20 protein-coding genes are annotated in these 20251 nt (G+C 71.2%); 9 read left to right on the top strand and 11 right to left on the bottom strand.

Translation table 11 applies throughout. The features are described 5' to 3' along the window. Positions 1-419 precede the first annotated feature (419 nt). Together N4G66_RS03330 and N4G66_RS03325 are read left to right on the top strand one after the other, a co-directional pair. Positions 420-1532, top strand: coding sequence for a magnesium and cobalt transport protein CorA (locus N4G66_RS03330; RefSeq protein ID WP_261702386.1), 1113 nt, complete (start codon positions 420-422; stop codon positions 1530-1532). Positions 1533-1556: 24 nt separating this feature from the next. Continuing rightward, positions 1557-2099, top strand: a complete 543-nt coding sequence (locus N4G66_RS03325; protein WP_261702385.1) for a hypothetical protein — start codon at positions 1557-1559, stop codon at positions 2097-2099. Positions 2100-2199: 100 nt separating this feature from the next. On the opposite strand, the gene N4G66_RS03320 is transcribed toward N4G66_RS03325, so the two are convergent. Further along, positions 2200-2907 (bottom strand): hypothetical protein, encoded by a 708-nt coding sequence (locus N4G66_RS03320; RefSeq protein ID WP_261702384.1) that lies wholly within the window; start codon positions 2905-2907, stop codon positions 2200-2202. A 238-nt stretch (positions 2908-3145) separates the two neighbouring features. Between N4G66_RS03320 and N4G66_RS03315 the strand changes: the two genes are divergently transcribed. From N4G66_RS03315 to N4G66_RS03305, 3 genes are read left to right on the top strand one after another with little or no spacing between them, the layout of a single operon-like run. Then, positions 3146-4582: a magnesium transporter MgtE N-terminal domain-containing protein gene (locus N4G66_RS03315; protein WP_261702383.1), complete on the top strand. Its 1437-nt coding sequence runs from the start codon at positions 3146-3148 to the stop codon at positions 4580-4582. Then, positions 4572-5168, top strand: coding sequence for a DUF1003 domain-containing protein (locus N4G66_RS03310; RefSeq protein WP_261702382.1), 597 nt, complete (start codon positions 4572-4574; stop codon positions 5166-5168). Before N4G66_RS03315 ends, N4G66_RS03310 begins: the two co-directional genes overlap by 11 nt. Before the next feature lie 44 nt (positions 5169-5212). Continuing rightward, positions 5213-6346 carry an Mrp/NBP35 family ATP-binding protein gene (locus N4G66_RS03305; protein ID WP_261702381.1) on the top strand — a complete coding sequence of 378 codons (1134 nt, stop codon included), beginning with the start codon at positions 5213-5215 and terminating at the stop codon, positions 6344-6346. Between the two features lie 215 nt (positions 6347-6561). On the opposite strand, the gene N4G66_RS03300 is transcribed toward N4G66_RS03305, so the two are convergent. The 5 genes from N4G66_RS03300 to sigE form a co-directional block, all read right to left on the bottom strand. Further along, complete coding sequence (locus N4G66_RS03300) at positions 6562-7218, bottom strand: hypothetical protein (RefSeq protein ID WP_261702380.1); 657 nt, start codon at positions 7216-7218, stop codon at positions 6562-6564. A 303-nt stretch (positions 7219-7521) separates the two neighbouring features. Next, positions 7522-7977 carry a sec-independent translocase gene (locus N4G66_RS03295; RefSeq protein WP_261702379.1) on the bottom strand — a complete coding sequence of 152 codons (456 nt, stop codon included), beginning with the start codon at positions 7975-7977 and terminating at the stop codon, positions 7522-7524. A gap of 264 nt (positions 7978-8241) precedes the next feature. Then, the gene (locus N4G66_RS03290; RefSeq protein ID WP_449343308.1) at positions 8242-9957 is read right to left on the bottom strand and encodes a S1C family serine protease; all 1716 of its coding nucleotides are present in this window, start codon (positions 9955-9957) and stop codon (positions 8242-8244) included. Between the two features lie 613 nt (positions 9958-10570). Then, the gene (locus N4G66_RS03285) at positions 10571-11518 is read right to left on the bottom strand and encodes an anti-sigma factor family protein (protein ID WP_261702377.1); all 948 of its coding nucleotides are present in this window, start codon (positions 11516-11518) and stop codon (positions 10571-10573) included. Continuing rightward, on the bottom strand, positions 11515-12213 hold the full coding sequence (sigE, locus tag N4G66_RS03280) for an RNA polymerase sigma factor SigE (protein WP_261702444.1): 699 nt from the start codon (positions 12211-12213) through the stop codon (positions 11515-11517). The genes N4G66_RS03285 and sigE overlap by 4 nt, the downstream gene beginning before the upstream one ends. 227 nt (positions 12214-12440) lie before the next feature. Between sigE and N4G66_RS03275 the strand changes: the two genes are divergently transcribed. After that, positions 12441-13142: an O-methyltransferase gene (locus N4G66_RS03275; protein WP_315903609.1), complete on the top strand. Its 702-nt coding sequence runs from the start codon at positions 12441-12443 to the stop codon at positions 13140-13142. Positions 13143-13321: 179 nt separating this feature from the next. On the opposite strand, the gene N4G66_RS03270 is transcribed toward N4G66_RS03275, so the two are convergent. After that, a complete protein-coding gene (locus N4G66_RS03270) occupies positions 13322-13489 on the bottom strand; it encodes a DUF3117 domain-containing protein (protein WP_003966491.1) in 168 nt (55 codons plus the stop codon). A gap of 364 nt (positions 13490-13853) precedes the next feature. On the opposite strand from N4G66_RS03270, the gene chcB reads away from it, so the two are divergent. Then, the gene (chcB, locus tag N4G66_RS03265; RefSeq protein ID WP_261702376.1) at positions 13854-14657 is read left to right on the top strand and encodes a 2-cyclohexenylcarbonyl CoA isomerase; all 804 of its coding nucleotides are present in this window, start codon (positions 13854-13856) and stop codon (positions 14655-14657) included. 131 nt (positions 14658-14788) lie between these two features. Here the strand turns inward: chcB and N4G66_RS03260 are convergent, their stop codons facing one another. Next, entirely contained in the window at positions 14789-15370 is a 582-nt protein-coding gene (locus N4G66_RS03260; RefSeq protein ID WP_315903606.1) for a DNA-3-methyladenine glycosylase I, read from the bottom strand. Continuing rightward, complete coding sequence (locus N4G66_RS03255) at positions 15367-15717, bottom strand: DivIVA domain-containing protein (RefSeq protein ID WP_261702375.1); 351 nt, start codon at positions 15715-15717, stop codon at positions 15367-15369. Before N4G66_RS03255 ends, N4G66_RS03260 begins: the two co-directional genes overlap by 4 nt. 173 nt (positions 15718-15890) lie before the next feature. Here N4G66_RS03255 and folP point away from each other — a divergent pair, with 173 nt between their 5' ends. Then, positions 15891-16751: a dihydropteroate synthase gene (folP, locus tag N4G66_RS03250; RefSeq protein WP_261702374.1), complete on the top strand. Its 861-nt coding sequence runs from the start codon at positions 15891-15893 to the stop codon at positions 16749-16751. Between the two features lie 148 nt (positions 16752-16899). On the opposite strand, the gene N4G66_RS03245 is transcribed toward folP, so the two are convergent. Beyond that, complete coding sequence (locus N4G66_RS03245; protein WP_261702373.1) at positions 16900-17658, bottom strand: LOG family protein; 759 nt, start codon at positions 17656-17658, stop codon at positions 16900-16902. A 150-nt stretch (positions 17659-17808) separates the two neighbouring features. Beyond that, positions 17809-18888, bottom strand: a complete 1080-nt coding sequence (gene dapE, locus N4G66_RS03240; RefSeq protein WP_261702372.1) for a succinyl-diaminopimelate desuccinylase — start codon at positions 18886-18888, stop codon at positions 17809-17811. 128 nt (positions 18889-19016) lie between these two features. Between dapE and N4G66_RS03235 the strand changes: the two genes are divergently transcribed. Next, complete coding sequence (locus N4G66_RS03235) at positions 19017-20000, top strand: heavy metal transporter (RefSeq protein WP_261702371.1); 984 nt, start codon at positions 19017-19019, stop codon at positions 19998-20000. Positions 20001-20251 lie beyond the last annotated feature (251 nt).

The following is a 20251-nucleotide window of genomic DNA, read 5'->3' as shown; positions in this document are numbered from 1 at the left end:
CTCCCCTTCGGAGGGAGACAGACTCCCCTTCGGGGGATGGATCGTCCCTCACGGGGGACCGACCGGAGGAGGTGGGGCTGCAATGGACCGAAGTCGACCGTGCAGTACCACCCGCTCTTCCGGTCGCTGAGTCCGTAGCTGGTTCCGCTGGGTTTTCAGCCCTGCCGGCTGCCGCCTCCCGCAATCGTGTGCATACGTGTCAGCGTTGCCCGGTGCACCACGGAAGAGCGCTTCGTTTCCGCCTGATCTGTCCGATCTGAACCCCTGATCTGTCTGATCTGAATCAGTAGCGAAGCTGCCACCGCGACGGTGCGGTGCTCCCCGCTTTGTGGACGTGCCAAACATCCGCAGTCAGGACGTCCCCATTCCGGGTAGTTCCAACCGTCGTCGGCCGCCTCCGTTGCGAAAAGGAGCCTGCCATGTCGATGATCCGTGACCTGCGCGCCGCGGTCCGCCCCCGCCCCTCGCTGCGCAAGGACAGTGGCTCGTACGACACCACCCGTGACCCCGGCACCCCGTCGGCCGTGGTCGACTGCGCCGTCTACCGCGACGGTGCCCGGGTCGCGACGCGCGCGCCGCTCACGCCGCAGGAGGCGATGCGTCAGGTGCGGCGCGACGGCGGCTTCGTGTGGATCGGCCTGCACGAGCCCACCGAGGACGAATTCGCTGTCATCGCCCGGGAGTTCGGGCTGCACCCGCTGGCCGTGGAGGACGCCGTCCAGGCCCACCAGCGCCCCAAGCTGGAGCGCTACGACGACTCCCTCTTCACCGTCTTCAAGACCATCCACTACGTCGAGCACGACCGGCTGACGGCGACCAGCGAGATCGTCGAGACCGGCGAGGTCATGTGCTTCACCGGACGGGACTTCTTCATCACCGTCCGGCACGGCGGGCAGGGTTCGCTGCGCGCGCTGCGGCACCGGCTGCAGGACGACCCCGAGCTGCTCGCCAAGGGCCCCTCCGCGGTACTGCACGCGATCGCCGACCATGTCGTCGACGGCTACATCGCGGTCGTGGACGCCGTGCAGGACGACATCGACGAGGTCGAGACCGAGGTGTTCTCGCCGGGCCGCAAGGGCACCCCGCGCGGCACGGACGCCGGGCAGATCTACCAGCTCAAGCGCGAGGTAATGGAGTTCAAGCGGGCGGTGTCGCCGCTGCTGCGCCCGATGCAGCTGCTGAGCGAGCGCCCGATGCGGCTGATCGACCCCGACATCCAGAAGTACTTCCGCGACGTCGCCGACCACCTCGCCCGTGTGCAGGAGCAGGTCCTCGGCTTCGACGAACTGCTCAACTCGATCCTCCAGGCCAACCTCGCGCAGGCCTCCGTGGCGCAGAACGAGGACATGCGCAAGATCACCTCGTGGGCCGCGATCGTCGCCGTACCGACGATGGTCTGCGGTGTGTACGGCATGAACTTCAAGTACATGCCCGAGCTGCACTGGCGCTACGGCTACCCCGTGGTCATGGGCGTCACGGTCGGGCTCTGCCTCTCGATCCACCGCATCCTGAAGCGCAACGGCTGGCTGTAGTACGGGCTGGATACTCTTGGCCCCATGACGCAAGAGCTGCTCGACCAGGCCCTCGTCGAGGAGGCCACCAAGAAGTCCGGGCTGATCTGGGTGCGCGGCATCGGCGTGCCGACGCCCCCCGGTCCGGACCACGAGGTGCCCGCCCAGGCGCTGTGGCACGTGTGGCACGACGGCGCGGCCTGCCTGGTCGGCGACGGGCCCGGCGAGCAGCCGCTGCCGGGGCTGATCGACGGGGGCGACGCGGTCGTCACCGTACGCAGCAAGGACAAGGGCGGACGGCTCGTGTCCTGGTCCGCCACCGTCGTGGAGCTCGCCGAGAACACCCCGGAGTGGGAGGCGGCCGTCGGGGAGCTCAAGGGCAAACGGCTGAACGCCCCCGACGGCGAGGCCATGCCGGAGCGCTGGGCGCGCGAGTGCCGGGTGCTGCGCCTGGAGCCGACGGGCGCGATTGCCGAGCTGCCCGAGGGTTCGCTCGCCGAACGGCCGCTGCCGTCCCCGGCGACGACCCGCCGGCCGATCCCGGCGGCCCTGCCCCGTCTGCTGATGAAGCGGCGCAAGCGCGGCTAGCGGGCCACGCGGCAGCGCGAACCACGCCGCCCGGCCGCGGGGTCGCAGGCCGCGGGTCGGAGGCCGAAGGCTGCGGGTCGCGGGTCGCGGGTCGCGCGGGCTACGACGAGGGCAGCTGCCGTCCGTAGTCGACCGTTTCCTTCTTGGACGGCTCCGCCAGCGGGAAGTCCTTGCCCCACTCGGTCAGCCGGAGGGTGCCCGCGTTGCCCGCGCGCCCCAGCAGAAGCGGGTACGGGGTGCCCTCCAGGGAGACGTCCAGGGTGCCGCCCGAGCCCTTGTCGCCGGTGATGCGAATGGTGCGGACACCGGACTGGTCGTGGTGGCCGTCCTTGGCCAGGGCGCCGTGCAGACCGAGCAGCCCGTCGAGCAGGACGTCCTTGTCCGTGAAGCCGCTGAAGCGCTTGTACGCGGGGTCGCCGGTCGGCACCTTCACGTACATGCCCTCCAGCTTGTCCGCCGCCGCGGTGTCCGACGACTTGCCACCGCTCTTGCCGTCCTGATGGGCCCAGAACTCGCTGTCGGCCTTGAGGAAGAGGTGCTCCCCGACCCGCAGCAGCCGGAAACTGGCCCCCTTCGAGGTGACCGACCCGGTACCGCCGTCGGACTTGAGGCGCATGTCGAGGGTGAACGTGGTCCCGTTGGAGACGACCGTCCCGGAGAGCCGCACGGTCGGCGCGGCCTCGGCCGCCTTCTTCGTCCTCGCCTGAATGGTGGCGGCGGACAGCTTGCCGACCCCGTTCGTACCCGCGTCCGGATCCCCGCTGCCGCACCCCGTCAGTCCCGTCCCTGTCACGGCCAGTGCGCACATCGCGGCCACTGTCACGGCTCTGCGGGTACGGCCCTGGGGAATTGCGGTCACAGGTGGGGCTGCCTCTCGTGCGCGGTCCTCAAACGGCGTACGGCAGCGTACCGGTGCGGCGGCCACCCGTCGGAGGCAGTCCGTCCGGACCGCCCACCAGGGCGTATCCGACCGGGACGGGCTAGCCTGAAGCCCACCCGAGCGGACAGACCGGGACATGACGCTTCGAAGCGAAGGAGGCGCTGGCATGGCCGCAGCCGCCCCCCGGATCTTCGTCTCGCACCTGGCCGGCGTCGCCGTCTTCGACCCGAACGGCGACCAGGTGGGCCGTGTGCGGGACCTCGTCGCCATGCTGCGCGTCGGACGGCGGTCGCCCCGCATGCTCGGCCTCGTCGTCGAACTGTCCACGCGCCGCCGGATCTTCCTGCCCATGACCCGGGTGACCGGCATCGAGTCCGGCCAGGTCATCACGACCGGCGTCCTGAACGTGCGCCGCTTCGAGCAGCGGCCCACCGAGCGGCTCGTCTTCGGCGAACTGCTCGACCGGCTCGTGACCCTCGTCGAGACGGGCGAGGAGGTGACGGTCCTGGACGTGTCGATCCAGCAGCTGCCGGCCCGCAGGGAATGGGAGATCGGCCGGGTCTTCGTGCGCAAGGGGCGCAGCGGCGCCTTCCGGCGCACCAAGGGCGAGACGATGACGGTCGACTGGTCCTCCGTCACCGGGTTCTCCCTGGAGGAGCACGGACAGGGCGCGGAGAGCCTGCTCGCCACCTTCGAGCAGCTGCGCCCGGCCGACCTCGCGAACGTGCTGCACCACCTGTCGCCGAAGCGGCGCGGCGAGGTGGCCGCCGCGCTCGACGACGACCGCCTCGCCGACGTCCTCGAAGAGCTGCCCGAGGACGACCAGATCGAGATCCTCGGCAAGCTCAAGGAGGAACGCGCGGCCGACGTCCTGGAGGCGATGGACCCCGACGACGCGGCCGACCTGCTCGCCGAACTGCCCACCGAGGACGTGGAGCGGCTGCTGGCGCTGATGCGGCCCGGCGAGGCGGCGGACGTCCGGCGGCTGATGGCGTACGCGGAACGGACGGCGGGCGGGCTCATGACCACCGAACCCATCGTGCTGCGGCCCGACGCGACCGTCGCCGAAGCGCTCGCCCGGGTCCGCGACCCCGACCTCTCCCCCGCGCTCGCCGCCCAGGTGTACGTGTGCCGCCCGCCGGACGAGACACCGACGGGCAAGTACCTGGGCGCGGTGCACTTCCAGCGGCTGCTGCGCGATCCGCCGTTCACCCTGGTCGGCTCGCTCGTCGACGACGACCTCCAGCCGCTGGCCCCGGAGGACGAGCTGCCCGTGGTCGCCGGGTTCTTCGCGACGTACGACATGGTCGCGGCCCCCGTCGTCGACGAGAGCGGCTCGCTGCTCGGGGCGGTGACCGTGGACGACGTACTTGACCACATGCTGCCCGAGGACTGGCGGGAGACGGAGTTCCACCTCGACGAGGGTGTGCACGAGAGCCTGCACGAGGAGAGCCACGACAGCGACGACAGCCACCGGGCCGGCCGTGAAGGCGTCCACGAGGACGGCCACGGCCACGAGGACGTCCGCCGGGGGCCGGACGACGAGGACGTCCGCCGGGGGCCGGACGCCCCGCTGGGCGGAGAGGGACGACATGGCGCCTGACCGTGAGGCCCGCGAGCGGGCCGCCACGGGGGCGACGGCGGCCCCCAGGCCGCGCACCCGGCTCGACCAGCCGAAGCCCCCGCGGCGCAGACTGCTGCCCGAGTGGGACCCGGAGGCCTTCGGACGGTTCTCGGAACGCATCGCCCGCTTCCTGGGCACCGGGCGGTTCCTCGTCTGGATGACGGTCGTCATCATCATGTGGGTGGTCTGGAACGTCTTCGCGCCGGGCGGCCTGCGTTTCGACAACTACCCGTTCATCTTCCTGACCCTGATGCTGTCGCTCCAGGCCTCCTACGCCGCCCCCCTGATCCTGCTCGCGCAGAACCGGCAGGACGACCGCGACCGGGTCAACCTCGAACAGGACCGCAAGCAGAACGAGCGCTCCATCGCCGACACCGAGTACCTCACCCGCGAGATCGCCGCGCTGCGGATGGGGCTCGGCGAGGTCGCCACCCGCGACTGGATCCGCAACGAGCTCCAGGACCTGGTCAAGGAGCTGGAGGACCGGTATCCGGACGGGCACAAGGACGACCGGGCCGTATTCCCGGCGGAACGGTCGCACGGACGTGACGTAGACGACCGGTGACGGGGCTTTCCGGGGCCCATGGGGAGCGCCGTACCATCGTCCCTATGGCTACGGAAGACGCGGTGCGTGAAGCACTGGCGACGGTGAACGACCCCGAGATCAACCGACCCATCACCGAACTGGGGATGGTCAAATCGGTGCAGATCAGTGCGGACGGCGTGGTCGCGGTCGCCGTGTACCTCACGGTCTCCGGCTGCCCGATGCGCGACACGATCACCCAGCGGGTGACGGAGGCGGTCTCGCGGGTCGAGGGCGTAACCGGTGTCGACGTCGAACTCGACGTGATGAGCGACGAACAGCGCCGCGAGCTGGCGACCGCGCTTAAGGGCGGTACCGCCGAGCGCGAGGTGCCCTTCGCCAAGCCCGGCTCGCTCACCCGTGTGTACGCGGTCGCCTCCGGCAAGGGCGGCGTCGGCAAGTCCTCGGTCACCGTGAACCTGGCGGCGGCGATGGCCGCCGACGGACTCAAGGTCGGTGTCGTGGACGCCGACATCTACGGCCACTCGGTGCCCCGCATGCTCGGCGTGGACGGCCGGCCGACCCAGGTCGAGAACATGATCATGCCGCCGTCCGCGCACGGCGTGAAGGTCATCTCCATCGGCATGTTCACCCCGGGCAACGCGCCGGTGGTCTGGCGCGGCCCGATGCTGCACCGCGCCCTCCAGCAGTTCCTGGCGGACGTGTACTGGGGCGACCTGGACGTCCTGCTCCTCGACCTCCCGCCGGGCACGGGCGACATCGCGATCTCCGTCGCCCAGCTCGTCCCCAACGCCGAGATCCTGGTCGTCACGACCCCGCAGCAGGCGGCGGCCGAGGTGGCCGAGCGCGCCGGCTCCATCGCCGTGCAGACCCACCAGAAGATCGTGGGCGTCGTCGAGAACATGTCGGGGCTGCCCTGCCCGCACTGCGACGAGATGGTCGACGTCTTCGGCACCGGCGGCGGCCAGTCGGTCGCCGACGGCCTGACCCGCACCACCGGCGCGACCGTCCCGGTCCTCGGCTCCATCCCGATCGACGTCCGGCTGCGCGAAGGCGGCGACGAGGGCAAGCCGGTGGTCCTGACCGACCCCGACTCCCCCGCGGGCTCGGCGCTGCGTGCCATCGCCGGCAAGCTGGGCGGCCGTCAGCGCGGCCTGTCGGGCATGTCGCTGGGAATCACCCCGCGCAACAAGTTCTAGGACTTCCCGCACGAAGCTCCAGAGCCGTCGGGTTCCAGGGCTTCCCGCACGAAGCTCCAGAGTCGCCGGCACGAAGGAGGGGGCGCCGTCCGTTCGGACGGCGCCCCCTCCTTCGTAGCGGCTGTCAGGGCCTCGCAGCGACTGCCGGGCCCCGCATCCGCTACCGGCGCAAGCGCCAGTGCCACCAGTGCCTGAAGCGGCTGCCAGGGCCGTTTCTAGGCGTAGGCCGCGATGTCCTTGATCATCGCGAAGCCCAGCCCGTACGCGCTCATTCCCCGCCCGTACGCTCCCACGTGGACGCCTTCCTGGGTGGAACCCGCGAGGACCCAGCCGAACTCGGACTCGCGGTAGTGGAAGCTCGTGGGGACGCCGTCCACGGGGAGGGACAGGGTGGACCAGTCCGGTCCGTCCAGGTCGTCGGCCAGCACCCACGCGGTCTCGGTCTGCTGGTCCAGCCAGTCGTCGCGCAGGGTGTGGTCCATCTGGCCGGGCCAGGTGAAGGACAGCAGCCCCACACCGGCCAGCCAGGCCGCCGAGGACACCGAGGTGGCCTCCAGCAGTCCCGTGCCGTCCGCGCTGCGCCGTACGGGGCTGGCGGCGACGGTGACCACCACCGCGAACCGCTCCTTGTCCTCGCCCGGCTCGGGGCGCACCGAGGGCTCGTCCCCGTGCCCGATCGAACCGTGCTCGACGGCGCCGTCCGCCGAGGTACCCACCGGCATCAGCCAGTGCGACCCCGTGAAGGCCTCGTCGAGGCCGTACCAGGGGAAGTGCGCCAGCAGGTAGCCGTCGACCGTACGCCGGGCGGAGGGGACCTGTTGTCCGCCCTCCGCGGCCGGCGCCTGCGCGCCTACCCGACTTGTCGTCTCCATCTGCCGGACGCCTCCTCGCTCTCGTCGGACCGGGTGGCCCGCCCCCCTCGGGCGTCCTTGTCGGTCCGCACAACAACTGGGCAGCATAGCCACACCGCTCCGAGCAGCGGCGAAAGCGCCCGGCGCGTAAGGCGTGTGAACGGCGTATTCGGACTGCGCGGGGTCTGTTCGCGGCCCACGGACGAAAACGTTTTCAGACCGGACCCATCCGGCCGAAGCCAGGGCCGGTCCGGCCCGCGAGGGTGGCGGATGCCCGGTCGCGCACGCTCCCGTGCGGCGGGCCGCCGCGGTACTCCGTACGGCTCAGGTGGCGTCGGCGTCGTAGGGCGGGTGCTCGTCGGCGTCGAGCTTCTCGCGCTTCTTCGTCATGTCGACGGAACCGCCGGCCGTGCCGTTGGAGGACCCGGTGGACCCGGAGGTGTCCGAGGAGTCGGACTCGCGGCCGTGCACCACGTCCGTGACCTCGGCCATCTCCTTCTTCAGGTCGAAGCCGTTACGGATTTCCTTGAGCCCCAGCTCGTCATTGTCCAGCTGCTTGCGTATGAACGTCTTGGGGTTGAGGTCCTCGAACTCGAAGTCCTTGAACTCCGGGCCGAGTTCATCGCGGATGTCCGCCTTGGCGCTCTCCGAGAACTCACGGATCTTGCGAATCGTGCGCGTGACGTCCTGAATCATCTTCGGGAGCTTCTCGGGACCGAAGACGAGCACGGCCAGGACGACCAGCGTCACCAGCTCAAGCGGTCCTACGTCATTGAACACCTGATAGCTCCTTGCGATGTCCTCGGTCCACGGCCCTCGGGAGTCTTCCGTGGTCCGGGCCGGGTCCAACGGTACCCGGCGTTCCTGTCCGTCCGGAACTGTCCCGGGGCTTCCGACTTCATGTACACCGCTGGTTTTCCATGATGTTTGCCGTCCGGAGCTGCGACATCATGCTCGACTGTGAGGTTCGTGTCACTCGTGGCCGTGACTCGCGGGGCTCCCGTCTGTGACTCGCGGGGCTCCCGTCCGTGACTCGCGGAGCTCTCAGTCGCCGCTCGCGGAACCGAGGACCAGGGTGACCGTCCTGCGCGTGCCGCCCCGCCGGACGGTCAGCCGGAGCCGGTCGCCGGGCCGGTGGGCGCGGGTCTTCACGATGAGTTCCTCGCCGGAGTGGACACGTCCGCCGTCGACCTCGGTGATGACGTCGCCCGCCTTGAGGCCCGCCTTCGCGCCGGGTCCGCCGGTGGTGACGGGCGGACCGCCCCCGGCGGCCTTGGTGCCGACCCGCGCGCCGTCACCGGCGTAGTTCATGTCGAGCGTGACACCGATCACTGGGTGGGTGGCCCTGCCGGTGTTGATGAGCTCCTCGGCGACGCGCTTGGCCTGGTTGACGGGGATGGCGAAGCCGAGCCCGATGGAACCGGCCTGACCGGTCCCCAGGTCGGAGCCGCTGTCGGCGGAGCGGATGGCGCTGTTGATGCCGATGACGCGGGCCCGGGAGTCCAGCAGGGGCCCGCCCGAGTTGCCGGGGTTGATCGGCGCGTCCGTCTGGAGCGCGTCCACGTACGAGACGTCGGTGCCGTCGCCCTTCTCGCCGCCCGCCGTGATGGGCCGGTCCTTGGCGCTGATGATCCCGGAGGTGACGGTGTTGGCGAGGTCGAAGGGCGCGCCGATGGCGACGACGGGGTCGCCGACCTGGACGCTGTCCGAGTTGCCCAGCGGCATCGGGGCGAGACCGTGGACTCCCGAGACCTTGACGACGGCGAGGTCGTAGCCGCTGTCGTGTCCGACGACCTCGGCCTTGGCGGTCTCACCGCCGTTGAACGTCACGGATATCGTGCCGCCGGCGCCGGCCGGTTCGATCACGTGGTTGTTCGTGAGGATGTGTCCCTCGCCGTCGAGCACGAATCCGGTGCCGGTTCCCTCTTCCTCGCTCCCCCGCACATGCAGGGTGACGACGCTGGGCAGCGCGTGCGCCGCGATCCCGGCCACACTGTCCGGGGCGCGCCCCGGGGCCTCCTTGGCGGCCTGCGGCAGCTCGATGTCCGTCAGCCCCCCGTTGCGCTCCAGATACGCCCCTGCGGCGCCGCCCACTCCCCCGGACACCAGCGCGAGCGCGACGGCCCCGAGCACCAGGGCCTTCCTCGCCCTCTTGCGCCGCTCCGCCACGGTGGGCACGGCGATCCCGTTCTGCTGGAGGGGGCCGTTCTGCTGGAAGGCGCCGTTCTGCCGGAGGGCGCCGGGCGTGGCGGCCCAGGGGTCGTAGTTCTGCCAGGGGTCGGGGACAGCGGACTCGACCGGGGCGGGAGAGGCGGCGGGTCCGGCAGGGGGCTTGGACATCGAGGCTGTCGGGTTCGGGGGTCCCGAGGGTTCCGGTACATGGGGCAAGGCGTCGAAGGGCGCGCCGCCCTGGCCCGGGACTGTCCCTGCGAGGTGCGCTCCGTGGAAGGGGACTCCCTCTGCGGGGTGCGTCCCGTGGGCCGGGACACCCTCCGCGAGGTGCGCTCCGTGCGCCTGAACACCTTCTGCGAGGTGCGCTCCGCGGGCCGGGGCGACCGCCTCCGCCCGGGAACCCGGCGCATGCGAGCCCTGAGCGTACGGACGCTGCGCGTACGGGCCCTGCGTGTGCGGACCCTGTGCCTGTGCGGCCGCCGGGTGCTGGACCGGCGGGGCGGGTGCCCACGGGCCTGGGCCGCCGTAGGGCGGGGTGCCGTAGGGGTCGGGGTCGTGCAGGGGCTTGGGGCGCCGGGGCGCGGGCAGCTCCAGCTCGAAGTCGCCGACACTCGCGCCGTCACCGGCGCCCTCGGCCTGGGCGGAAACGCCGACACGGCGGGCGGACTCGGCATCGACAGGGGCCTGCGCCTCGACCGGGCCGGGGAGGCCCTGGGGCCGGTCGAGCTCGAAGTCGCCGTCACCGGCGCCCTCGGCCCGGGCGTGAAGGCCTACCCAGAGGACGGACTCGGCATCGGCGGGAGCCCCCGCCTCGACCGGGCCGGGGAGGCCCTGGGGCCGGTCCAGTTCGTAGTCGCCCCCGATGTCGCCTTCACCGGCCGCCGTCCCCGGGTGCGCCTGCGCCTCCGGCGCGCTCGGGTCCGCACTCCCTGCGCTCTCCGCGAGGGCAGTGGGGTGCGTGGAACCCGGTTCCGTGAGGTGAGCCGGTGCGGTGTCCGCCCCCGTGCCCTGGGGCCGGGGTCGGCTCCACCACTTCGCCTTCGTGGGCCTGCCCTCGTTCATGCTCTCCCCACACCTGACCCGCGGCACGACTCGCCGACGGTCACCACAGACTTGTCGACTCCGCGCCCGTGATCCCTCCCGCGGACGCGGCCCACCCCGGATTCAACCAGGTTCATGGGCCGACGCGCAGAGGGCAGGGTCAGTGAGCGCTATGCGGGGTGGGGGACGAGGAGGAAGTGGGGGACGGTGTGACGGCGGGGGCGGCGAGCAGTGCCGGGGCCGGGGTCAGCGCGAGCGGCTGGACGTCGGTGAGCGGACGTATGAGCGGGGACATCGCGGCGGCACCGGCGACCACCGGTGTCGTCAGCGTGTGCACGGCGTCCTGGCCGTGGGCCGCCGGAGCGGGAACTCCGGGCAGCAGCGGGGCGGACACCCCGGTCGGCGCCACCGGACCATTGCCGAGCGCCCGCTCTCCCTGGGCGAGCAGCGGTCCGGTGGAGCGGCGTCGCTGCGACTCGGGAGCCGTGGCGGCCCCCGCGCCCTGGGAACGGGACGGCGTCACATTGCTTCCGGCGCCGGACCCTCCGCGCGCGTCCGGGGTGTCTGCGAGCACGCCGGTGGACACTCCGCCGAGCGCGACGGCGGCCAGCGAGACGGCGCCCGCCGCGGCGAAGGCGAACCGGAGCCCGCGCGAGGCCGACCGCTCGGCCTCGTGACGGCTGACGTCATGGATACGGAAGCCGCGCCCCGGAGCGGGGGGCAGCACATCGTCGTGCGGTCCGGACGGCACGTACCCGAAGGCTTCGCCGCGCATTCCGAAGACGCCGGAGAGGCCGGGGCCGGTCGAACCGCCGGCAAGTCCTCCGCGGCCGAAGCCTCCTCCGCCCAGCCGCGAACTGTCGGAGTCGCCTCCACCGGGAAGTCCCTGGAGTCGGGCCAGGAAGCTCTCGGAGGGGGGTGGCGGGGCCATTTCGGCGAAGACGCTCTTCAGTCGGCGCTGGGCGTCGGCCTCGGCCTTGCACTTCGCGCAGGTGGCGAGGTGGGCCAGGACGCGGTCACGCGACTCATGACCGAGCTCTCCGTCCACCAGGGCGGAAAGTCGGTCCCCGAGGTGCTGCTCGGCAGGGGTGGGACGGGTTCCACTCACGCGGTCGCGCCCCCTCCCCCCAGCACGGGCACACGGGCCGCGAACGAGCGTCGCTCGGCGCGGGCCTCGGGAGACCGGTGTGCCAGGGCCTTGCGCAGCTGGGAGCGGCCGCGGTGGATCCGGGAGCGGACCGTGCCGAGCTTGACGCCCAGGGTCGCGGCGATCTCCTCGTAGGACAGTCCCTCGATGTCGCAGAGGACGACGGCGGCGCGGAACTCGGGCGCGAGGGTGTCCAGCGCCTGCTGGACGTCGGCGTCGAAGTGCGCGTCGTTGAAAACCTGCTGCGGGGAGGGCTCACGGCTGGGCAGCCGCTCGGCCGCGTCGTCGCCGAGGGCGTCGAAACGGATGCGCTGCTTGCGCCGCACCATGTCGAGGAAGAGGTTCGTGGTGATGCGGTGGAGCCAGCCCTCGAAGGTGCCGGGCGTGTAGGTCGACAGCGAGCGGAAGACACGGACGAAGACTTCTTGAGTGAGGTCCTCGGCATCGTGCTGGTTGCCCGTGAGGCGGTAGGCCAGACGGTAGACGCGACCGCTGTGGGTGCTGACGATCTCCTCCCAGGTAGGCGGAGTCCACGCCTGCGACTCCGCGTCGGTGGTGAACGTCGCGGTCTGCGCCGGGGCAGCAACGTGGAACTGGTCAGCGTTGTCGGTCACGGATTTCGGCTCACCCGCTGATCTGAGTAGGCGCCGCAGCACCCCTCCCCGATCCACAGGCGCAGCCGCACCTCCCCTGTCGGCTCTGGTGGTGTCCAGTGGAGCCCCTACCATAGCCACCTCGCCCGTTAGCTCCGGATAAGCGGTTTTACGAGAATTTGATACGGGCTCATATGGGTACGCCGGCACCTGCCCGCGGCCCCGCTCCGTGTACCGATCCATCGACTTCCCCCCGCCGGGTATCCCCACCCTTCTAAACGCCCGGTCCCATCCGCAGGTTCCCGGCACCAACGGATACAGTCACGCCCAGGCAATCACGGGGACAGGAGAGGGTCATTACCGGCAACCGGCAGACGAGCTGGGCGGCGTTCGCCGACGCCTTTGTCGCCGAGGACGAGGCGCTGCGCTGGGCCCGGGACCGGGCCCACGAGGTAGGCCTGCGCTCGGTGTCGCCCGGCACGGGCGCCGCGCTGCGCCTGCTCGCCGCCAGCCTGGACGCGAAGGCGGTAGCCGAGATCGGTACCGGGACCGGCGTCTCCGGAATTCATCTTCTGCACGGCATGCGGCCGGACGGGGTACTGACCACGGTGGATCCGGAGCCGGAGCGCCAGCAGTTCGCCCGCCAGGCCTTCCGCGCCGCCGGTTTCGCCAGCAATCGCGCGCGCTTCATCCCGGGCCGCGCGCTGGATGTCCTGCCCCGCCTCGCGGACGCCGGCTACGACCTCGTGTTCTGCGACGGCGACCGTCTGGAGTGCCTGGACTACCTCGCTGAATCGTTGCGCCTGCTGCGGCCGGGCGGGCTCGTCGCCTTCGAGGGTGTCTTCGCGGACGGCCGCACCGTGGACTCGGGACCGCAGCCGGTGGAGGTGAGCCGGCTGCGCGAACTGCTGCGCGCGGTGCGCGAGAGCCAGGAGCTGGTGCCGTCTCTGCTGCCGGTGGGCGACGGTCTGCTGTGCGCGGTCAAGCGCTGACCCCGCTGCCCGACCCGCCGCCCGATCCGTTTCCCGTCATGCGCCTCCGACCAGGCCATATGCCCCGCCGATCGCTGCCGACCGAGCGGCGTGGCAGTCCCGTACGCCGGAAAAAAACGGCTTCCCCGGCACCAGGTGCGGTGCCGGGGAAGCCGAAGAGGTGTGGGTCGCGTTCCGCGTCAGCCGACGACCTTCTTGAGGGCGTCGCCGAGTGCGTCGGCCTCGTCAGGGGTCAGCTCGACGACGAGTCGACCGCCGCCTTCGAGCGGAACGCGCATGACGATGCCCCGCCCCTCCTTGGTCACCTCGAGCGGGCCATCGCCCGTCCGCGGCTTCATGGCCGCCATGCTCGTTCCCCTTCCTGAAACCAGCTCATCGTCGCCGACGGCCCCCTCGGAGGGCACGCACGTCCCCTCATAGGACACACGTCACCGGCATCGAACACATTGCTTCCAGGCCATTATCCCGCATCTCAGGACCCGATGACCAACATCAGTCGGCATCGCTTGCGCAACGCGCTTGAGCAAAACCACTCAATTCGGCGATGTGGCTGCGATACTGCGCCGCCGCATGGACTTCCGCGGCCCGGAATTCTTTGATGCAGGTCACATGTACGCCCCGCGCCACCGCCGGTGATCTCCGCCATGCTGTCATCGGACACAGGACGTACCGGCCGGTACGACGAGCCGCGACCCCCGGAAGGGACCCACCATGGCCGACACCGTGCTCTACGAGGTGAGCGACGGACTCGCGACGATCACGCTGAACCGCCCCGAGGCGATGAACGCGATGAACACCGAGACCAAGGTCGCCTTCCGGGACGCGGCGCAGGCGGCCGCCTCGGACGACGCCGTACGGGCGATCCTGCTGACCGCCGCCGGCGACCGGGCGTTCTGCGTCGGGCAGGACCTCAAGGAGCACATCGGGCTGCTGGCCGCCGACAAGCAGTCGGGGTCGGGCCGGACCATGAGCACCGTGCGCGAGCACTACAACCCCATCGTGCGGGCCCTGACCGGAGCCGCGAAGCCCGTGGTGGCCGGGGTCAACGGCGTCGCGGCCGGGGCCGGGTTCGGTTTCGCGCTCGCCGCGGACTACCGCGTCGTCGCCGACACGGCCGCCTTCAACACGTCCTTCGCCGGCGTCGCGCTGACCGCCGACTCCGGGATCTCCTGGACGCTGCCCCGGGTCATCGGCCCGAGCCGCGCCGCCGATCTGCTGCTCTTCCCCCGCAGCATCAGCGCCCAGGAGGCGTACGAGCTGGGGATCGCGAACCGGCTGGTTCCGGCCGGCGAGCTGCACGCGGAGGCGGAGAAGGTGGCGCGGGCACTGGCCGCCGGGCCGACGCTGGCGTATGCCGCGCTGAAGGAGTCCCTCGCGTTCGGGCTCACCCACTCGCTGGACGAGACCCTGGAGAAGGAGGACGAGCTCCAGGCGCGGGCCGGCGCGTCCGAGGACCACACCATCGCGGTCCAGGCGTTCGTGAACAAGGAGAAGCCGAAGTACCTGGGGCGCTGACGGACCGGGAGCGTGCGTCGCGGCCCGCCCATGGCCCGCGACGCCGCTCGCGGGATCCTTGCCGTCCTGCGGTCCCGAGTACTTCTCGTGGCCTGCGCGGCGCTCCCCGCGCCGTTGAAGGGGTCCCCCCATCACCCGGTGTTGCGCACCGCGCAGTCCGCCAGGTGGTCGTTCACCAGGCCGCACGCCTGCATCAGGGCGTACGCCGTCGTCGGGCCCACGAAGCGGATGCCGCGCTTTTTGAGGGCCTTGGAGAGGGCGGTCGACTCCTCGGTGACGGCCGGTACGTCGGAGAGCCTCTCCGGGACCGGCCGGGAGGCGGGGTCGGGGGCGAAGGACCAGATCAGCTCGTCCAGCTCGCCCGGGGCCCAGTCGGTCAGCACGCGCGCGTTGGCGACGGTCGCCCGGATCTTGGCGCCGTTGCGGATGATCCCCGGATCGGCGAGCAGGCGCTCCTCGTCGGCCTCCGTGAACGTCGCCACCCGGGCGATCTCGAAGTCCGCGAAGGCGGCGCGGAAGCCGGACCGGCGGCGCAGGATGGTGATCCAGGACAGCCCCGACTGGAAGGCCTCCAGGCACAGCCGCTCGTAGAGCGCGTCGTCGCCGTGGACCGCCCGGCCCCACTCCTCGTCGTGATAGGCCACGTAGTCCTCGGTGGACAGCGCCCAGGGGCAGCGCAGGGCGCCGTCGGGTCCGGCGAGCGCGTCGCTCACTGCTCGTCCTCCGGGTGCTTGCGCAGCGAGGTGGGGTGGCTCGCCGCGCGGGCGCCGGCGAGCGCGGCCTCCAGGTCGGCGATCCGGGCGTCCCGCTCACCGATCTCGGCGCCCAGACGGCCGAGCGCGTCGTCGACGTCCGCCATGCGGTAACCGCGCACGGTGACGGCGAAGCGCAGCGCGTCCACGTCGCCCTTGTGCACCGGACGGTCGTAGGGCAGCGGGTCGCGCAGCCGCTCGGGCTCGGCGTCGGGAAGGGGCGTGCTCTCACCGCCGCCCACCACGGACAGGGTGACCGCGGCGACCACGACGGCGAGTGCGACGACCAGGAACAAGAACATGAACATCGCTGAGGTCCCCACGCTCTGGTGCCGGCGCGGGTCGCGTCGGCGCGAAAGTACTGGTGCTGACGAAGGCAGTCTGACGCTGGAAGTGTCAGGCTCCGATCGTGCCATGCGAGTCTGGCAGTTAAGGTCGCAGGCGGCTTATCAGTGCGACTTACTGGGAGAGGTCACAGGGGATGCTCAGGCTGGGCAGGCGTGAATTCGACGCGCACGAGCCGGTGATCATGGCGATCGTGAACCGGACCCCGGACTCCTTCTACGACCAAGGAGCCACCTTCCGCGACGAGCCGGCCCTCGCGCGCGTGGAGCAGGCGGTGTCCGAGGGCGCCGCCATCATCGACATCGGCGGGGTCAAGGCCGGACCGGGCGAGGAGGTGACCGCCGAGGAGGAGGCACGCCGGACGGTCGGTTTCGTCGCCGAGGTGCGCCGCCGCTTCCCGGACGTGATCATCAGCGTCGACACCTGGCGGCACGAGGTCGGCGAGGCGGTCTGCGAGGCCGGTGCCGATCTGCTCAACGACGCCTGGGGCGGGGTGGACCCGCGGCTGGCCGAGGTGGCCGCCCGGTACCGGGTGGGACTGGTGTGCACGCACGCCGGGGAGTCCGAACCGCGGACGCGTCCGCACCGGATCGCTTACGACGACGTGATGACCGACATCCTGCGGGTCACGCTCGGTCTGGCGGAGCGCGCGGTAGCCCTCGGGGTGCCCCGCGAGTCGGTGCTCATCGATCCCGGGCACGACTTCGGGAAGAACACCCGGCACAGTCTGGAGGCGACGCGGCGGCTCGGAGAGATGGTCTCCACCGGGTGGCCGGTTCTCGTCTCCCTCTCCAACAAGGACTTCGTGGGCGAGACGCTCGACAAGCCGGTCAAGGAGCGGGTCGTCGGGACGCTGGCGACGACCGCCGTCTCGGCGTGGCTGGGAGCGCAGGTGTACCGCGTCCACGAGGTCGCGGAGACGCGTCAGGTGCTGGACATGGTGACGTCGATCGCCGGACACCGGCCGCCGGCGGTGGCCCGGCGCGGGCTGGCGTAGCGGACGGACCGCGGGGTGCGGGCCGCGGGTGCGCGGACCGCTCGGTCGCACGGCGCACGGCGCACGGGAGAGGCTGACTCGGGAGAGCCGCCTTCCCGTACGCCTCGGCCCGTCGAGGCGTGGGCCCGTCGGGCCTCGGGCGCGGACCCTAGCGGCCGGCCTCCTTCGAGACCAGGGCCACCGCTTCGTCCACGTCGTCGGTCAGGTGGAACAGCATCAGATCCTTCTCCGAGGCCTTGCCCTGAGCGATGAGGGTGTTCTTGAGCCAGTCGACGAGACCGCCCCAGTACTCCGTCCCGAAGAGGACGATCGGGAAGCGGGTCACCTTCTGGGTCTGGACCAGCGTGAGCGCCTCGAAGAGTTCATCGAGGGTGCCGAGGCCGCCCGGCAATACAACGAACCCTTGTGCGTACTTGACGAACATCATCTTCCGGACGAAGAAGTACCGGAAGTTCAGGCCGATGTCGACGTACTGGTTCAGCCCCTGCTCGAAGGGGAGCTCGATACCGAGGCCGACGGAGATGCCCTTCGCCTCGCAGGCACCCTTGTTGGCGGCTTCCATGGCACCCGGTCCACCGCCGGTGATCACCGCGAACCCGGCCTCGACCAGGCCCCGGCCGAGAGCGACTCCCGCCTCGTACTCGGGCGAGTCCACGGGTGTCCGGGCCGAGCCGAACACACTGATCGCGGGCGGGAGTTCGGCCAGCGTGCCGAAGCCTTCGATGAACTCGGACTGGATGCGCAGAACACGCCAGGGATCGGTGTGCACCCAGTCGGAGGGGCCGCCCGCGTCCAGCAGCCGCTGGTCCGTGGTGCTCGCCTGGACCTGATCCCGCCTGCGCAGCACCGGTCCCAGCCGCTGCTCCTCCGGTGGCCGCTTCTTGCCCCTCGGGTCGCCAGTAGCCATGTCCACTCCCTCCGCGTACGGATCTCCCCCGCTCCGGCCGTGAGCCGGTGCGGGGGAAGGTCGCTCCGCCCCAGAGTAGATCTCCGCTGGTTACGGCGGGGGGACGTCGGCATGTCCGCCATGAACCGCCGGCAGGTACGCCTGTGCGCGTCAGGCGGTGAGCCAGTCGCGCAGTCGCTGCTCGCCCGCAAGGATCTTGGCCGTTTCCACCCGTTCGTCCCGCTTGTGCGCCAAGTGGGGATTGCCGGGGCCGTAGTTGACCGCCGGAACGCCGAGGCCGCTGAAGCGGGAGACGTCCGTCCAGCCGTACTTGGGCTGCGGGGTGCCCCCCACCGCCTCGATGAACGCGACGGCGGCCGGGTGGGAGAGGCCGGGTAGGGCGGCACCGCTGTGGTCGTCGATCACGAACTCGTCCACGCCGCAGTCGGCGAAGACCTCGCGGACGTGCTCGATCGCCTCCTCCTCGGTGCGGTCGGGCGCGTAGCGGAAGTTGACCGTGACGACGCACTCGTCGGGGATGACGTTGCCGGCGACACCGCCCGAGATGCCCACCGCGTTCAGGCCCTCGCGGTACTCCAGGCCGTCGATCACCGGGTAGCGCGGCTCGTACGCGGCCAGCGCGGCCAGGATCGGGGAGGCCGCGTGGATCGCGTTCGAACCCATCCAGCTGCGGGCTGAGTGGGCGCGTTCGCCCTTGGTCCTCAGCAGCACCCGCAGCGTGCCCTGGCAGCCGCCCTCGACCTGCCCGTCGGAGGGCTCCAGGAGGACCGCGAAGTCGCCCTGCAGCCATTCGGGGTGGACCTCGGACACATGCTTCAGCCCGTTCAGATGGGCCGCGACCTCTTCGTTGTCGTAGAAGACGAAGGTGAGGTCCCGGTTGGGTTCGGGGACGGTGGCCGCGATACGGAGCTGGACCGCGACGCCCGACTTCATGTCGCAGGTGCCGCAGCCCCACAGCACGCCGTTCTCGTCGAGGCGGGAGGGCACGTTGCCGGCGATCGGCACGGTGTCGATGTGACCGGCCAGCACGACCCGCTCGGCTCGGCCCAGGTTCGTGCGTGCCACGACGTTGTTCCCGTACCGGTCGACCGCCAGATGCGGCAGGGCGCGCAGGGCGGCCTCGACGGCGTCCGCGAGCGGCTTCTCGTTGCCGCTCTCCGAGGGGAGGTCGACGAGCTGCGCGGTGAGCTCGGCTGCGTCCAGGGTGAGGTCAAGCGGGGTGTCGGCCATGGCGTCGACCCTAGCGCGCCTGGCCGAGGGGGCCCGAAAACAGCCTGATGCGGTCGTATCCCCCGGCCGCGCTCCCGTTGTCCACAGCCCCACAGATCGCCGACAGCGGTCTCCAGTACCTTGTACGCGTGTCTGAGCCGTCCCCCACTCCTGTCCGGCGCCGCCGTCGCCTCCTTCGCTTCGGAGGGGCCCTCGCGGTCCTGTTCGCGATCGCGGGCTATCTCGGCGTGCAGTACCTCACCGGCGGCGTGGGCGCGCCCCGGTGCAAGGTCGTCTCCGGCAACGGCGACGGCGCGTCGTACGAGTTCACCCCGGAACAGGCGGTGAACGCGGCGACGATCTCGGCCATCGGCACCTCCCGGGACATGCCCGAGCGCGCGGTGGCCATCGCCCTCGCGACGGCGCTCCAGGAGTCGGGGCTGCGCAACATCCAGCACGGCGACCGGGACTCCCTCGGCCTGTTCCAGCAGCGGCCGTCGCAGGGCTGGGGCACGAGAAAACAGATCATGGACCCGACGTACGCGGCGGGCGTCTTCTACGAACACCTGGCCAAGGTGCCCGGCTACTCGCGGCTGCCGCTCACCGTCGCCGCCCAGCGTGTCCAGCACAGCGGCTTTCCGCAGGCGTACGCGAAGCACGAGCCGGACGCCACCCTGCTCGCCGCCGCGCTGACCGGCCGCGCTGCGGCCACGCTGACCTGCCAGGGGCGCCCGGCCGCGACCCCGGCGGGCGGCCCTGCGCCGGTGCGGGCCGCGCTCGCACGGGACTTCGGTCGCGATGTGCTCCAGGAGGCGGGCGCCACCGTGGGTACGGCGGGTTCCTCCGCGTCGCCGGCACCGGCCGCCCCGGCGTCCCCGAAGGCCGCCGACCGGACCGTGACGGTCCCCGTGCGCGAGGAATCCACCGCCGGGACCGGGGTCGTCCGCCGCGGCTGGGAGCTGGCGCACTGGGCCGTGGCCAACTCCTCGGCCCTGCACATCGATCGAGTGTCGTACGCAGGGCGCGAGTGGACCGCGGGGACCTCGGAGAGCTCGTGGCACACGGCCGACGAGAAGGGCGGTTCGGGGGCGAAGAAGGCCGCGGCCGAGGTCCGGATCGTGACCGGGCAGTAGTACGGACCCTCACCCGTTGGAAGGACCCGGCCTCCTGCGGGCCGACGATGTGCGCGCGCTTTCGGGCACTCACCCCCCTCGTCCGGGAAATCCCTTGAGAGCAAAGGCCCACAGGGATTCCACGGGCTATCCGGCCGGGTATCGTTTGCCCGTTTTTATCCACAACCGATAATGCGACACATTGCCAACTCTTTACGGCGGGCCACCGCAACCTTCGCGGACTTCGAGCGGTAGTCACTGCGTCCGAGCCC

The sequence above is a fragment of the Streptomyces rhizosphaerihabitans genome, from assembly GCF_025399795.1.
GTDB lineage: Bacteria > Actinomycetota > Actinomycetes > Streptomycetales > Streptomycetaceae > Streptomyces > Streptomyces rhizosphaerihabitans.
The sequence above is the reverse complement of the archived record's forward strand: the minus strand, read 5'-3'. Positions and strand labels throughout refer to the sequence as shown.

Coding starts and splice junctions, on each gene's coding strand:
- N4G66_RS03330 (WP_261702386.1), top strand. CDS start 420: ATGTCGATGATCCGTGACCTGCGCGCCGCGGTCCGCCCCCGCCCCTCG.
- N4G66_RS03325 (WP_261702385.1), top strand. CDS start 1,557: ATGACGCAAGAGCTGCTCGACCAGGCCCTCGTCGAGGAGGCCACCAAG.
- N4G66_RS03320 (WP_261702384.1), bottom strand. CDS start 2,907: ATGTGCGCACTGGCCGTGACAGGGACGGGACTGACGGGGTGCGGCAGC.
- N4G66_RS03315 (WP_261702383.1), top strand. CDS start 3,146: ATGGCCGCAGCCGCCCCCCGGATCTTCGTCTCGCACCTGGCCGGCGTC.
- N4G66_RS03310 (WP_261702382.1), top strand. CDS start 4,572: ATGGCGCCTGACCGTGAGGCCCGCGAGCGGGCCGCCACGGGGGCGACG.
- N4G66_RS03305 (WP_261702381.1), top strand. CDS start 5,213: ATGGCTACGGAAGACGCGGTGCGTGAAGCACTGGCGACGGTGAACGAC.
- N4G66_RS03300 (WP_261702380.1), bottom strand. CDS start 7,218: ATGGAGACGACAAGTCGGGTAGGCGCGCAGGCGCCGGCCGCGGAGGGC.
- N4G66_RS03270 (WP_003966491.1), bottom strand. CDS start 13,489: ATGGCGGCCATGAAGCCGCGGACGGGCGATGGCCCGCTCGAGGTGACC.
- chcB (WP_261702376.1), top strand. CDS start 13,854: ATGGCCGACACCGTGCTCTACGAGGTGAGCGACGGACTCGCGACGATC.
- N4G66_RS03255 (WP_261702375.1), bottom strand. CDS start 15,717: ATGTTCATGTTCTTGTTCCTGGTCGTCGCACTCGCCGTCGTGGTCGCC.
- folP (WP_261702374.1), top strand. CDS start 15,891: ATGCTCAGGCTGGGCAGGCGTGAATTCGACGCGCACGAGCCGGTGATC.
- N4G66_RS03245 (WP_261702373.1), bottom strand. CDS start 17,658: ATGGCTACTGGCGACCCGAGGGGCAAGAAGCGGCCACCGGAGGAGCAG.
- dapE (WP_261702372.1), bottom strand. CDS start 18,888: ATGGCCGACACCCCGCTTGACCTCACCCTGGACGCAGCCGAGCTCACC.